Annotated in this window: 13 protein-coding genes and 1 tRNA gene; 7 read left to right on the forward strand and 7 right to left on the reverse strand. The window is 43.2% G+C overall.

Annotated features, from left to right (window positions below; translation table 11 throughout):
• Window positions 1-19 precede the first annotated feature (19 nt).
• From ACTL4S_RS02705 to ACTL4S_RS02720, 4 genes are all read left to right on the forward strand, one after another.
• Window positions 20-703, forward strand: coding sequence for a Smr/MutS family protein (locus tag ACTL4S_RS02705; protein WP_005246851.1), 684 nt, complete (start codon window positions 20-22; stop codon window positions 701-703).
• 93 nt (window positions 704-796) lie between these two features.
• Complete coding sequence (gene folE / locus ACTL4S_RS02710) at window positions 797-1,345, forward strand: GTP cyclohydrolase I FolE (protein WP_004730181.1); 549 nt, start codon at window positions 797-799, stop codon at window positions 1,343-1,345.
• Between the two features lie 323 nt (window positions 1,346-1,668).
• The gene (locus ACTL4S_RS02715) at window positions 1,669-2,103 is read left to right on the forward strand and encodes a hypothetical protein (protein WP_441298700.1); all 435 of its coding nucleotides are present in this window, start codon (window positions 1,669-1,671) and stop codon (window positions 2,101-2,103) included.
• 114 nt (window positions 2,104-2,217) lie between these two features.
• On the forward strand, window positions 2,218-2,778 hold the full coding sequence (locus ACTL4S_RS02720) for a DUF4385 domain-containing protein (protein WP_441298701.1): 561 nt from the start codon (window positions 2,218-2,220) through the stop codon (window positions 2,776-2,778).
• Between the two features lie 10 nt (window positions 2,779-2,788).
• Here ACTL4S_RS02720 and ACTL4S_RS02725 read toward each other — a convergent pair whose 3' ends face one another.
• From ACTL4S_RS02725 to hemE, 5 genes are all read right to left on the reverse strand, one after another.
• The gene (locus ACTL4S_RS02725; protein ID WP_441298702.1) at window positions 2,789-4,186 is read right to left on the reverse strand and encodes a diguanylate cyclase; all 1,398 of its coding nucleotides are present in this window, start codon (window positions 4,184-4,186) and stop codon (window positions 2,789-2,791) included.
• Window positions 4,187-4,374: 188 nt separating this feature from the next.
• Window positions 4,375-6,261 carry an Lnb N-terminal periplasmic domain-containing protein gene (locus ACTL4S_RS02730; protein WP_441298703.1) on the reverse strand — a complete coding sequence of 629 codons (1,887 nt, stop codon included), beginning with the start codon at window positions 6,259-6,261 and terminating at the stop codon, window positions 4,375-4,377.
• 77 nt (window positions 6,262-6,338) lie between these two features.
• On the reverse strand, window positions 6,339-6,809 hold the full coding sequence (locus tag ACTL4S_RS02735; RefSeq protein WP_004279577.1) for a DUF3015 family protein: 471 nt from the start codon (window positions 6,807-6,809) through the stop codon (window positions 6,339-6,341).
• A 143-nt stretch (window positions 6,810-6,952) separates the two neighbouring features.
• Complete coding sequence (locus ACTL4S_RS02740; protein WP_004646389.1) at window positions 6,953-7,756, reverse strand: DUF817 family protein; 804 nt, start codon at window positions 7,754-7,756, stop codon at window positions 6,953-6,955.
• 10 nt (window positions 7,757-7,766) lie between these two features.
• Entirely contained in the window at window positions 7,767-8,837 is a 1,071-nt protein-coding gene (gene hemE / locus ACTL4S_RS02745) for a uroporphyrinogen decarboxylase (protein ID WP_005246858.1), read from the reverse strand.
• A gap of 205 nt (window positions 8,838-9,042) precedes the next feature.
• Between hemE and ACTL4S_RS02750 the strand changes: the two genes are divergently transcribed.
• The 3 genes from ACTL4S_RS02750 to ACTL4S_RS02760 all read left to right on the forward strand — a co-directional run bounded on the left by ACTL4S_RS02750 (window position 9,043) and on the right by ACTL4S_RS02760 (window position 12,451).
• Window positions 9,043-10,266: a L,D-transpeptidase family protein gene (locus ACTL4S_RS02750; protein ID WP_313390696.1), complete on the forward strand. Its 1,224-nt coding sequence runs from the start codon at window positions 9,043-9,045 to the stop codon at window positions 10,264-10,266.
• A gap of 179 nt (window positions 10,267-10,445) precedes the next feature.
• The gene (locus ACTL4S_RS02755) at window positions 10,446-11,144 is read left to right on the forward strand and encodes a pirin family protein (protein WP_441298704.1); all 699 of its coding nucleotides are present in this window, start codon (window positions 10,446-10,448) and stop codon (window positions 11,142-11,144) included.
• A gap of 335 nt (window positions 11,145-11,479) precedes the next feature.
• Window positions 11,480-12,451 carry a methyltransferase gene (locus ACTL4S_RS02760; protein WP_313565053.1) on the forward strand — a complete coding sequence of 324 codons (972 nt, stop codon included), beginning with the start codon at window positions 11,480-11,482 and terminating at the stop codon, window positions 12,449-12,451.
• Window positions 12,452-12,576: 125 nt separating this feature from the next.
• Here the strand turns inward: ACTL4S_RS02760 and ACTL4S_RS02765 are convergent.
• Window positions 12,577-12,666, reverse strand: a tRNA-Ser gene (locus ACTL4S_RS02765).
• Between the two features lie 87 nt (window positions 12,667-12,753).
• A complete protein-coding gene (locus ACTL4S_RS02770) occupies window positions 12,754-14,790 on the reverse strand; it encodes an FAD-dependent oxidoreductase (protein WP_441298705.1) in 2,037 nt (678 codons plus the stop codon).
• Window positions 14,791-14,865: the final 75 nt, after the last annotated feature.

Consider the following 14,865-nt stretch of genomic DNA (forward strand, 5'->3'; position numbering starts at 1 on the left):
TCTCCCTTGTTTTTACATTATGAGTAAACACGATTCTTCATTATCTAAAGATCAGTACAACCTGCTGAAATCTTTTAAGAAGCAAATTACACAGCCGCAAACGCCTGCGGTCGTTGCTGCACCTGTTGAAAAGACTGTCGAGCAAGAAGCGTTAGAAGAACTGGAATTATTCCGCAAGCAAATGCAGGGCGTACAAAAAATTGAATCGGGAAATACGGTTCAACTGGACAAACCACGCAAGAAAAAGCCGGATGCACAAATCTTGGCAAAGCGTGCAGCGGCTACTGGCCCGCTGGAAACAGAGGCAATGGCTTTATCAGATACTCAGGCCATGCTCAATCCTGTCGGCAGTCAGGCCAACTTGAGCTATCGCATCGCCACCTTGCAGCATAAAGTGTTTGAAGACTTGAAAGCCGGTAACTTGCGCTGGTTTGAAGCTGTGGATCTGCATGGCTGTACTGTGGAAGAAGCGCGTCAAGCCGTGCTGCAGATTATTCAAATCGCCAAAGATGAAAACCAGAACGTGATTAAAATCGTACATGGTAAAGGTCCAGAAGCGATTTTAAAAACCTATGTCAACGGCTGGCTGCGTCAGCATCGCGATGTTTTGGCATTTGTCAGTGCACCTGAAAAGCAAGGCGGTACCGGTGCGGTATTGGTTTTGCTCAAACGTGCAGAAAAGAATCCAAAGTTCAAACAGTAAACGGTTTTAGCCTCAAAACAAGGCATTGTAAAAGTTTTCTGCTACAATGCCGTCCTTGTTCATTCTCAGTTTAAGTGAATACGTCATATGACTATGCAGCAATCCTACGCAAACATTCTTACTGCCGTTGGCGAAGATCTAAATCGCCCTGGTCTCAAAGATACGCCTGTGCGCGCTGCGAAAGCATTTTCATATTTAACCTCGGGTTATAGCCAGACACTTGAAGAAGTGACCAACAAGGCGGTCTTCCCTTCCGATAACCGTGAAATGGTACTAGTCAAAAACATCGAATTTTATTCGCTATGTGAGCATCACTTATTGCCATTTTATGGCCGCGTACATATCGCCTATTTGCCAGAAGGTCATGTTTTAGGCCTGTCTAAATTTGCCCGTATTACTGAAATGTTTGCACGCCGTTTGCAGATTCAGGAAAATCTGACTCAGCAAATTGCAGAAGCAGTGGCTGAAGTCACTAAAGCACGCGGTGTTGCAGTAATGATTGATTCTGCGCACATGTGCATGATGATGCGCGGTGTAGGCAAGCAGGAATCAACCACACGTACGGTATCATTTATTGGTGATTTTAAAACCGACAAAGAAACACGTCGTGAATTTTTAAGTGCGGTTCCAGAAAGCTATTAATTATTAAAGCTTAAAAATAAGTTACTCAAAGCCTCGATCATTCGGGGTTTTTTGCTTTTAAAGGAAGAGGATATCAATACTTAATTCAAAAGCTCACTTGCTATAAATAACACCTGGTAACAGGGTTTAAAGACCTGTCCCAAAACTTGCTATGTTTCAGTCTAGAACTCAAACAATTCCTGCTTGTGTTTGCAACAAGCCTACACTTGGATACACGATAAAGTTTTAATCCTGCCGCTCTCCCATTAAAGTAATTTGAAGTTGATATACAGCAAAGCGCTTTATATCTTTCTGATTGATTTTTAATGATAAGGAAAGTAACCATGGCGAATAGTAAAAATAACCAGGCGAAAGACAGCAAAAAATCAGCAAAAACTGCTAAAAAGACCCAAGATGAGAAACTGAAAAAGTCGAATAAGAGTAGTGACAAAGACAGTGATCGCAAAGTCACTAAAAAAGCGGCGAGCAGTAAATCTAAAGCGGCATCTTCTAAGAAAGACAATGCCAGCAAAGATGAAAAAGTGAAGGCGAAGAAAAATTCGAGCTCAAAAGCCAGTGATAAAGCGAAAGACCAAAAGACCTCTTCCGCGAAAAAACCGGCTAAAGCGAAAAGCAGCAACAAGAGTAAAGACGACACTAAAGTGAAAAAGTCTTCTTCAAAAAAATCAGCACCTGCTAAAAAGCAGTCGAGCAGCTCCTCTAAGAGCAAGTCAACCAAGGCTAAAACCTCGAAGACCAGTTCAAAAAAATCGAACTAAAATGAAAGCCCCTAGTTCTAAATGCCAGGGGCTTTTCTGTGTCCTGCCCTTTCATTTTTATAATTTGTATTAGCTGAAATATCGAATAATTTTAAATTTCAGAAAAGGCCGAATATGAAGCCATCTGTCAAAATAGCTCCACCAAAACGTCCGTCACGTGTAGTTTCGAATAGTTTTGATTATTCGCTGGACTTCGCAAAAATTAATTTTCGCAAACGACCGGAGCTCTACCGGATTGGCCGTGGTGAACAAGGTGTATTACTGGTTGAGCCTTATAAATCGGAAATCCTGCCACACTGGCGCTTTGCAGATGAAGAAAAAGCCCAAGCCAGTAGCGAGAAAATCTATCAGCTTTTTCTAGACTATTTAAAGCAAGAAGATTTTATCGGTGCGGACATGGCACGCAAGTTTTTACAGATGGGTTTCACCCGTGCCCGACGTTATGCCAATCATAAAGGTGGCAAAAAATACGATGGCCCGGTTCCGGAGGATAAAAAAGGCTTGAGTGGTGCGCATGGCCGTTCCGAGCTGCCACGTAATCATGAAGATCCGATTAAAGCCGCTGCTGCCAAAATCTTTAAACAGAAATGGGATGAAGCTAAAAATCATCCCGAATATCTCCAGCAAAAACAGAAATTTCAGGAATTTATAGAGCAGCAGTCTGCAACTGGATAAAACCTTTTATTTAAACTGAGAGTGGCTGTGCGACAGGGTTCAAGGACTGATGAGCCATATAAACTCTGTTACGCCCGTTGTTCTTCGCCATATACAAGGCAGAATCTGCCGCATTCAGGAAGCGCTGATAATCCGGATGTCCATCATAAAGCACACAACCAATACTGACCGTAAATTTAAACTGCTGGCCTTGTGCCGAATTAATCATGCCATTTTCAATATATTTACGAATACTTTCGGCAATATTCAGGGCACGTTTTTCATCAGTATCCACCAGTAACAGCAAGAACTCTTCGCCGCCGACCCGGAAAGCATAATCACTGCCCTGACTGTATTTTTGCAATGCTTCGGCCAGAAATTTCAAGGCCAGATCACCTGCTGCATGTCCAAATTTGTCATTAATACTTTTGAAATAGTCGGCATCAATAGCAAGTAAAGACAAAGGCGTATGATTCTTGCGGGAAAAAGTGATTTCTCGTGAAATAATCGTATTCAAATAACGACGATTCAATAACTGGGTCAATGAATCATTACCGGATTCAATATATTCGGCCACTTGAAATAACTGGTCCACCAGCAGCTGAATTTCCCGATTCAAGTCACGGATCTGCTGGATCAGTCCCAGCATATTGTTTTTGTCCGTATAGTCCATGATATCTTGATTAAGTTCATCGACCTGATAAATTCGTTCAATGATTAAATCGACCTGATCAGAACCGGTAAAAGCATAAGAGGCTTTATGGATAAACCATAAACCAAACTCCGACTTGGACAGCATCGGATGATTCAATTTCTCATGCTCAGAAAAGACCTTGAACATGAGCTCATTTTCCCAGTCTAGCAATGAACTGCGCTGTTTATCTTTTTGTACGGCTACATCCTGCATCGCTGAAAAAACACGATAACTGTGTTTAATTTCCTGATTCATGGCTGTTTTGGCTTCATAAGATCGGCACATGACTTCTGTGGCAAATCCCATGATTTGGACAATATAACTGCAGGTAGTCAACATACTGTGGTGAGGATTCTCATCCAGCAGTTCAAACATTTTACGCTCAATTTCACGTACACCGCGCATGATCAGCCAGGACGGAATTCCGACACGCGCATGCACATGTCCCACCATCGCCTGTTTCTGCACAGCATCGGCATAGCGTTTATTAATCCCTACACTAAAGCTTTCAAGTAGCCAGGCATTTAAAGTGTCGCGCAAGCGCTGTTGAATCAAGTCATCGGAAAAGAATTCTGCAGATTCCTTTTCAATGAGCATGTTTTTATAGAATTCTTCCACCAGAATCAGGGAATGATCTTGAATAAAGTGAAAGGCATGCAATAAGTCATCAGATGAATAATTTTGACAGATCTGCTCCCACTGCTCGGCCAGTCTTGCCATGCATTCATTATTCATACTGTCTGTTCCCCAAAACCTTGCAATTTGCACTCACATTATGTGACAAATATAGCAAATATCAGGTATTTTTCCTAAAATATCGACCAGATTATTTGTACCAAACCAAGCCAATCTTTATATACAAGGGAAAACTAAACAGTAGCCTCATGGATACACAGCACTTTATCAATAGTTTTAAATAAATCTTAAAAATACCGAATCAAACCAAGACTCCATTGATCCCAGTCTTTGGACTGTTGTTGCTGATATTCCCAAGACAGCCGAAGTGCATGTTGTGGATTGAATGCATATTGGAGTTCAGTATTCAGTTTCAGCTGCCAGCGATGCGAATCTTCCCAATAAGGCAGTTCCACCTGCACCAGACTGTTAATCTGATCGCTCCAGATATTCTGACAACCCACGGTGGGGCCTGCACCTACGCGCCAGCCTTGATCAAGTGTCTTGCCTGCCTGTAGCTGAGTTTGCATTTGTGCATAACATAGATGTTCACGGCTGAAATTTGCCCAGCTATAACCGACCTGAGTTTTTAAGCTGGCAACGCCATGCTGCTCATCTTCACTAAACTGGCCATGCGCATTCAGTGCTTCCTGTTGCCAGCCCAGATTAAAACCCCAGGACAATGGCGTATTAAACGGATTGACGGGGTTATAGGAATTGACAGTCAATAGATCCAGATGCTCCAGTTTGAGTTCACTGTCACGATATTGCAAAGCCCCATCCAGAAACAGCAATTGTGTGCCGGTTCGAAAACCGCCTTGCGGGTCGATGAGATCATGATAGGCCTGCCGATGTCCAAGCTGAACAAAAGATTCACCCTGAACCTGTCCGGCCTGAAGACTGATATTTCGTGCATGATGGCTTTGTACCGGATCTATTTTTGGACGTTCAGGCGCTTTACGCTGTTTCTCGATATCCAGCTGGCTTCTTAAGCCCAGTAACTTGCGGAAACGTGGCTGGGAAAATGATTCATCGACTTTCTGCCGGAGGAAATCCAGATATAAATGATCATAGGCCATTTCCAGAATTTTGGCCTGATCCTTTACCGGATAAGGCTGCAAGATTGAAGGCATTACACCTGTTTCTGCATAAGCCAGCTGATGCGCAGTTTTTGCCAGCGCTTTGCCATGCTGTCTGGACTGTGCCAGCAATTGAGTTTCAAGCGCCGGACGATAAACTTTCTGTTTGATCAAGCCCTGCTGTTCTACTACTTTTAGTGTTTCAATCGGAATCGCAGTCGAATTAAACTGTTTCTGTAGATTCAGCTCGGGACGTACCAGATCAAATAGCCCGAGTAAACGATATGCACAATTATCATTGATAAAATAATAAGGGAAACTTACATTTTGCATTTCCCAGAGATGCTGTACCAGAAACCTGGTTTCTTGCGGGCTTAAGTTTAATTGATATTCCCATAAGTCCCGGCTTTCAAAGTCACCATACTCTTTGACCTTGCGGTAATACGGCATCAGGGAATATTCACCCGGATATTGTCCGGTCAGCCCTTTCCAGGCAAAGGACCAGTTGTCATTGCCATCGACCGTTGCGGCATAGTTGACTGCATAAGAAATCAGATTGAGTTGTTGCTGGTCTTTAGGGTCCAGACGCAACAAGGTATGACCAAACATCGAGCTGGGATTACCCATAAAATCCGTGGCATAGATCAGGGTTGCCTGATAAGGCTTGACCTCGCCAATCCATTTATCCAAATCCGGGCAACTGACCGCAGGCAATTGTTGCTCGGAAATATTCAATTGCTGCATTAACCAGCTGCTGCGTGCAGGAAACTTACAGCGGACGGACTGATTCGGCTCTGCGCTCAGGAATAAAGCCTGAATGTTATGCTGCATTTCTTTTTTTAGATCAGTTTTTCCCTGCTCTGCCAGGAAATAGCCCGAATAGTTAACCTCGCTATGACCTTGGGGATTGGCATACATGAGACGTTGCCAGGTAGTGCTCTGATCCAGACGCTGAGTTTCGGCCTGAGCGATATAATGCTGGATGTCTGGATTAATTTCGCTAGAAAAACTTAAAGGGCTGAATGTCAGGCCCAACATGAAGAACGCATATTTCATTCAGTTAACTTATTCTCATCAATTTCTTTTAGTCATAAGAAAACCCTGCCAGAACAGCAGGGTTTTTAGGGTGCGGATCAGATGTAGGATTTTAATACTTCATCTTTGGCCATCACAGTTTGTAAGGTGCTTAAAACTTGTAATGTATTCTGGTTTTCTTCGGAATAAATTTCAGAGAAATTCTGCTTGGAAACGCTAAAGAAACGAGCTTTATCTTCAGATTTAATATTCAAAAGTTCAGCCAGAACATTCAGGCTTTCACCCTCTCCAACTGCCATATCACGCGCCAATGCTTCAGCGTTTTCATTGGTAAAGGTCACCACTTGAGCGGTTACGGTACCGCCCTGGCTACAACCTAAAGTACCAAAAGTGATCCCGAGCCACTGATTCGTGAACAGAACGTTGGTCGTACCTGCAAAGAGTTTAGGAATAATACCAGACTGACCCGCCCACACCTGACTTCCGATACCACAACCGACATCTCGGTCAGCCATCGCCATGCTTGAACCAGTCGCCAATACCGCCGCCAGCATAATTTTTTTCAACATAGTTATTCTCCAATTATTCTCATGCAATCTTTGTTATTACTCTAATAATGTAATTTAAATTACATACTCAGCAGAGTAGCGACAAGTCAAGTTTGGCGCAATTGAAAAAATGTATGCTTTACATAAACATAACCTGATTGATTTTACTGTTCCTTGAGCGCCCAATCGCCTTGTGAATTACGCTGTCCCAAGATTTTCAGTACTAACACCAGACTCAGCAATAACAACAAATACCAGGAGCCCAGTTTGCCCCATCCCACCATATGCCATTGCTCAATCTGGCTTGGATAGAGCCAGATCTGGTAAAAGGTACTGATGTTCTCGGCAATCCAGATAATAAACGCCAGAATCAGCAGTACGGGTAACATCGGCAACTGAAAAGTATGCCGATTCAGCTGAAAGCGAATTCTGGTTTTCCAGAACATCAGCACGCTCCAGACAAATAAAATCACCCGATAATCGGGAATAAAAAACTTGCTCATAAAGTTGATATAAGACAAGACAGCCAATGTCAGCATATGGCTAAAACGCGGCAATTTTTCAAATGAAACCTGATATAGACGTAAAGAGCGCGCAAAAAAACTGCCGACCGCAGAATACATAAAACCGGCAAATAAAGGCACGGTCAGGATTTTAAATATTGCGGGTTGAGGGTAATGCCAGGAAGCAATTGCCGGATGGGTCAGGAAGATTTCCATCACCATGGCCATGAGATGAAATAACGCAATCACTTTGGCTTCAGCCCAGGATTCCAGTTTGGTATAGAGCAATATCACCTGAATCAGCAAAGCAAAAAAAAGCAGATAGTCATACCGGTAAAAACCAAAGAAGAGATCGCTGCCCATAGAAGCAGTCAGCGCAAAAGCGAGCAGGAGTAAAATCCCAAATAAGGCAGCCGAAGCTGCCTTATAAGTAAATTCAAACCCTGATTTGAATAGATCGATCAAGGTTTACATCCTAAAGATATTTGGCACTATACTCATGTACGGTATCAATAAATGCTTTTGGATTCGCCGGATCAACCCACTGGGTAATACCATGACCTAAATTGGCAACATAACCGGTTTTCTCGCCATTGGCATAGGCATCATCCAGCATGGCTTTTGTCGCTTTAATGATGGTGTCTGATGAACCATATAAAGTTGCAGGATCCAGGTTACCCTGAAGTGCTGCACGACCAGCAACCGTTTGACGAGCGACATTCAATGGCGTGGTCCAGTCCAGACCAAATGCATCTGCGCCTGTCGTAATCATCGGTTCCAACCATTGACCGCCACCTTTGGTAAACAGAATTACCGGAATCTTGCGACCGTCTTTCTCACGTTGTAGACCAGCGACAATCTTCTGCATATAGTTCAGCGAGAACTCGATATATTCACGATGTGCTAATGCCCCACCCCAACTATCAAAGATCTGTACCGCTTGTGCACCCGCATCAATCTGCGCATTCAAATATTCAGTCACTGCATCAGCCAGACGATCCAGTAAAGCATGCAAAACTTCAGGCTGCGCATACATCATCTGTTTGGTAAAACGGAAATCCTTGCTTGAACCGCCTTCGACCATATACGTTGCCAGAGTCCATGGACTGCCCGAGAAACCAATCAGAGGAACCTGACCGCCCAAGGCTGAACGAATGGTCGAAACGGCATTCATCACATAATCCAGATCCGACTTGGCATTAAATGCAGGCAGATTGGCGACATCCTGTTCGGTACGGATGGTCTTGTGAAATTTCGGGCCTTCACCGGCTTCAAAATACAGCCCCAGTCCCAAAGCATCCGGAACCGTCAAGATATCCGAGAATAAAATCGCGGCATCAAGATCATAACGGCGTAAAGGCTGCAAAGTTACTTCACAGGCCAGTTCAGTATTCTTGCAAAGCGAAAGGAAATCTCCTGCCTTGGTACGCGTTTCGCGGTACTCAGGCAAATAACGGCCAGCCTGACGCATCATCCATACTGGCGTAGCATCTACAGGCTCACGCAACAATGCGCGCAGAAAACGATCATTTTTTAAGGTCGTCATTCACATTCCCATCTTTCTTTGACATTGCCAACATCATAGCAAAAAGGCCGCAGTTTTAATAACTTCTGGCAACTTTAAAAACCGATCGGATTGAACGGCAATCTAGTGATTTACACAAAACAACTACTGCATCTCCACATTTTTTCTGTAATACTTATAGTGTTTTTTCACATAGTTAAAGAAATAATTCTTAAGGTTGAGTTACATGTTCGTTCGCACAATGCTCGCTGTGAGTCTAGGTTGCATTTTCGCAGGTCAAGTTTTTGCCGCGTCTACTGCTGAACAACCATTAAAACCCCAAGTGGTGACTGATGTTGCAGTGCAAGATCCGATTGATCCATTAGCAACTGAAGCTTCAGCGGCCCAAGCAGCACCTGCAGAAGCGCAAATTACCGCACAAGAACAACAAGACTTAAAACAGGCATCTGAAGCGCTGAATGAGCTACAGGATACCGAAGATCAGACTGCTTCTATTGGCGCAGCACCAAATACCAAAGCACCGACTAACTCTGCAGCGACCAAAGCTTCGTGGACTTTAGACGGCTTAAATAATGCCCAGTGGTATGAAAATATCGGTGCAGGTCAATTCCCAGTTTACGCACGTGCACATGTCATGCTGAATAATGCCCATGCATCACCGGGGGCGATTGACGGAACCAGCGGTAAAAATACACTAAAAGCCATTGCATCTTTCCAGCAAATGAATGGCATTAAACCGACAGGTGTTTTGACTCAGGAAACCTGGGATAAACTAGTTGCACGTCAGGGTTCTAAGCCAGCCTTTGTTGAATACACCATTACTGAAAAAGATCTGACAGGCCCATTTGCCAAGTCTATTCCTTCAGATTATGCGTTACAGGCGAAAATGAAAGGCTTGTACTACACACGTGTCAGTGAAATGTTGAGTGAAAAATTCCATATGGATGAGAATTTCTTAAAGAAACTCAATCCAAATGCTAACTTTAATAAAGTTGGGGAAAAATTACTGGTCAGTAATGTACGTAATGACTTGCCTGAAGGTATTCACTTGATTGTTGCACATAAAGGTGCGAAACAACTGTACTTATTTAACAGTAAAAATCAAATGATCGCATCATTCCCTGCCACCATTGGTAGTGCGGATACACCATCTCCGACCGGAACCTATAAAGTAACAGGTGTTGCACCAAACCCTTGGTACAGCTATTCACCGTCTAACTTTGTACAAGGTAAAAACTTAAAACCACTATCTTTACCACCGGGTCCTAACGGTCCTGTCGGGAATATCTGGATTGGTTTAAGCAAGAAATCATTTGGTATTCACGGAACACCAAACCCGTCTACCATTTCGAAAACAGCGTCACATGGTTGTATTCGTTTGACTAACTGGGATGCCAATGATCTTGGCCGTAAAGTCAAATCTGGGGTAACGGTTCGTTTCTTAGAATGATGATCGGTCTGCCGATTTGAATAAAATAGCCTGCTTTTGAGCGGGCTTTTTTATTCCTTATGTTTACTTTCAGCTCTGTCGTTGCAAAAATGCAATGATCTGTCGCCTATTTGAGATTTTTTCAGTTATAAAACGACAGTATGATGATCTCAAGTTAAAAATAATGTCGAGATAAAATCATGAATGCTTTTCTACATCCTAGCGAAAATCGTGGTCATGTAAAAATGGGCTGGCTGGAGTCTAAACACAGTTTCTCATTTGGTAACTGGTATAACCCAAAGTATATGGGTGTCAGCGCTTTACGTGTCATTAATGATGACCTGATTGATGGACATCAGGGTTTTGGAACGCATCCACATGACAATATGGAAATCCTGACCTGTGTGCTGAAAGGAACCATTACCCATCAGGACAGCATGGGCAATCATGGCGGAATCGCTGCGGGTGAATGGCAACTGATGAGTGCAGGAACAGGTGTGCGGCACAGTGAAATGAACCAAGGCGACGAACAGGTCCATTTACTGCAAATCTGGATTATTCCAAATGAACGTGATGCCAAGCCGAACTATCAGCAAATCCGTCTTGACCCGCATGAGCAACCGAACCAGTGGCATTTGATTTGTGGTCCGAATGACAATGCACCGATGCATATTCGTCAGAATGCCGAAGTCAAAACTGCGGTGATTCAGCAAGGCCAAAGTCTGGAAGTGAAAGCGACCCAGCATATTAATTATGTACATGTTGTTTCTGGCACTGTCCAGATCGCTGAACATAGAGTTGAAGCTGGCGGCGCAATTGCTTTTCTAGATGATACAGAAATTAAAGCAAGCGAAGATGCGCAAGTGATCTGGTTTGATTTGCCGGAAGTACCCAACTAAGCTTTTAAAGCTCTCAGCTCTAATGGCTATTGATCCCAGTGATTAATAGCCATTTTTTATACGTATAATCATGAATAAAAAATAATAGTTCGCAAAATCATAATAAGGCTGCTTAACCAATAAAATTATGCCTACGACCTATACAAATCCAACCAATTCTCATCACATTTTTACCTAAGCAATGCATTATTTAGGTGAATATAAACTGATCCCTTTCCATGGAATCCAGTGCTGTATAGCTTTGATCATTCACGACTGGTTTGATATTGTCTTTTGCAGGCATAAAGTGAATTAATCTTTTCATGTAGGTTAAATAAATAGAAGAGCATATCCGTATGAACCAAATTTTAGAGATTCAAAGCAGCCCGCAGCAAGCTTTGCTTTATTTATTAGCCTTTTTAAAACAACAAGATTATCAGTTTACGACCATTACACCGCTTTCCCACCAGCGAATTCTGAATCGAAAAAAGAATGAAATTTATAAGCACAGAACCCATCAGGATATCTTTGGCTGGAATCTAAACTTTAAAAAAACTGATCTTGATTCTGCCCTTTTTACATTATTGCAAGAACATCAGCTTCTACAGGTTCAGGAAGATCAATACTTGAGTCAGGTTCGGGTTTCTTCACTCGATGGCGAACTCTTTATTCATTCAGCTTTTCCAACCACTCAGCAAGATGCGGTATTTTTCGGTCCGGATACGTATCGCTTTATCTATCATCTCAAGCAATATCTAGCTGCTCAGCCTCGCCCTTTTAAACGGGTCGTGGAAATGTGTTGTGGCACTTCAGCAGCCGCGATCAGCATTGCCAGACATTTTCCAGATGTGAATGAAATGATGGTTGCAGACCTGAATCCCAAAGCCTTGCTCTATAGCCAGATTAATATCAGTTTTGCCGGCTTAAACCATATTCATCCGGTTCAAAGTAATTTATTTTCCAATCTTGATGGAAAATTTGATCTGATTTTTGCTAATCCACCGTATTTAATTGATCCCGAACAACGTCAATATCGTCATGGCGGTAATGCGCTGGATGGCTGTGATTTATCATTCAGGATTATAAAAGAAGGTCTACAGCGCCTGAATTCTGGCGGACATTTATTTCTATATACCGGTGTGACCGTGACTGAACATGGCAATCTGTTTTTGCAGCATCTTAAAGATTTGATGAAACAGCATCAAAATATAATCTGGTCCTATGAAGAAATTGACCCGGATATTTTTGGTGAAGAACTGGAACAACCAGCTTACCAACATGTGGAAAGAATTGCGTTGGCATTAATCAAAATTGAAGTAGGCAATTAAAGAATATTTATTAATTATGGAATTTTAAAATTTTGACTTTGTTCGCTATCAGCTTATTTTAAATCGTTTTATTAAAATCATAGAAATAAAAAAACCCCAATCTTTCGACTAGGGTTTTTAAAATTTGGCGGAAGCGGTGAGATTCGAACTCACGGAGGACTCACACCCTCGTCGGTTTTCAAGACCGGTGCATTAAACCGCTCTGCCACGCTTCCATGGGCGCAATAATACGGAGCTTTTGTCCGGCTGACAAGTGAAAATTACAGTGAATGTAATCAACTGCATATAGTTTCATCAAATCCTTACAGTTTAGCTGCTAATTCCGCTCCCTCACGAATGGCGCGCTTGGCATCGAGTTCAGCAGCCAGTTTTGCACCGCCAATAATATGATACTGCGCCAAGGTATTTTCCCCAGCACTCGGCATCAGGTCTTTTACCGATTCCTGACCTGCACATACCACAATGGTATCCACACGCAATAATTGAGCATGGCCATCTACCTCAATCCATAAGCCTTCATCCGTGACAGATTTATATTGCACACCGCGCAACATCCGCACGGCATGTTTTTTTAACTGGGCACGATGTACCCAGCCTGAAGTCTTGCCTAGTCCTGCGCCAAGCGGTGTCTTTTTACGTTGTAATAGATAAATTTCCCGTACTGGAGGTTCTACTTCAGCACGCTGTAACCCGCCTTCAGTCACATAATCTGGATGAGAATCTACACCCCATTCACGCTTCCACTCATCCACAGGTTGCGGCTGTATTTGATGCGGTGGCTTTAATAAAAACTCGGACACATCAAAACCGATCCCGCCTGCGCCAATGACCGCAACACGATCACCGACAGGTGCGCCACGTAGCACTTCTGCATAAGATAATACTTGTGGTGCCTGACTGCCTTCGATATTCAAGGCACGCGGCACAACCCCTGTAGCCACAATCACCTCATCAAAACCCTCACGCTCCAACTGCTCGCGGTTGACTCGGGTATTGAGACGCAGATCAACTCCGGTTTTTTCTAGCTGCACTTTAAAATAACGAATCGTTTCGTGAAATTCTTCTTTCCCCGGAATCACTTTAGCCAGATTGAACTGCCCGCCTACTTCATGACTGGCCTCAAACAAAGTGACATCATGCCCGCGACTGGCTGCGACAGTAGCCGCTGACAGACCTGCAACACCACCACCAATCACTGCAATACTTTTCGGTTTTTTGGTTTTGACATAGACCAGTTCGGTCTCATAAGCGGCACGCGGATTGACCAGACAGGTTGCGCGCTGATTTTTAAAGGTATGATCCAAGCAAGCCTGATTACAGGCGATACAGGTATTGATTTCATCAACACGATTGGTTGCGGTTTTGTTGACCCAGAAAGCATCGGCCAAAAGTGGACGTGCCATCTGTACCATATCTGCCTGACCAGAGGCCAGAATCGCCTCGGCAGTGTCTGGCATATTGATCCGGTTAGAGGCAATCACCGGCACCGAAACATGTTTCTTAACTTCAGAAGTGTAATCGACAAAAGCAGCTCGAGGCACGGAAGTCACAATAGTTGGAATACGTGCTTCATGCCAGCCAATCCCGGTATTGAGCAAAGTAATTCCTGCCTTTTCCAAAGCTTTAGCTACGGTAATCACTTCCTGCATGGTATTGCCATCATGTACCAAATCGAGAAGTGACAAACGGAAACAGATAATAAATTTCTCACCAATTTCAGCGCGAATCGCTTTAACAATTTCTACGGCAAAACGCATCCGGTTTTCAATCGGGCCGCCCCAACAGTCAATACGCTGATTGACATGACGACTTAAAAACTGATTCAGCAAATAGCCTTCAGAACCCATGATTTCCACGCCATCATAGCCAGCCTTTTTGGCAATGATGGCAGTTTTCACATAATCCTGAATGGTATTCAGGATCTGTTTATCTGACATTTCACGCGGTTTAAAAGGAGAAATTGGTGATTTGATCGGGCTGGCCGAAACCACAAAAGGCTGATAGCCATAACGTCCGGCATGCAGAATCTGTAAAAGAATTTTAGCACCATGCTTATGCACTGCATGTGTCACCAGACGATGTGGTGCAATATCGCCCAAGGTATTCATGGTACCGCCCGCCGGCAACAGCCAGCCTTGACGGTTTGGCGATATTCCACCTGTAATCAGCAGACCCACACCACCCTTTGCACGTTCGCCAAAATAAGCTGCCAGTTTAGGATAATTATAAAAGCGATCTTCCAGACCAGTATGCATCGATCCCATTACCACCCGGTTTTTAATGGTGGTGAAACCCAGATGAAGTGGTTTTAAAATATTGGCATAGCGCGTCGTAGTCATAACATATCCCTGATTTTTATTTGGCTAATAGCTTAAATCTTATAAAGGTACTTTAACTGATTTTTAGGAGTTTTT

It is taken from the genome of Acinetobacter lwoffii, from assembly GCF_052078135.1.
Classification (GTDB): domain Bacteria; phylum Pseudomonadota; class Gammaproteobacteria; order Pseudomonadales; family Moraxellaceae; genus Acinetobacter; species Acinetobacter lwoffii_Z.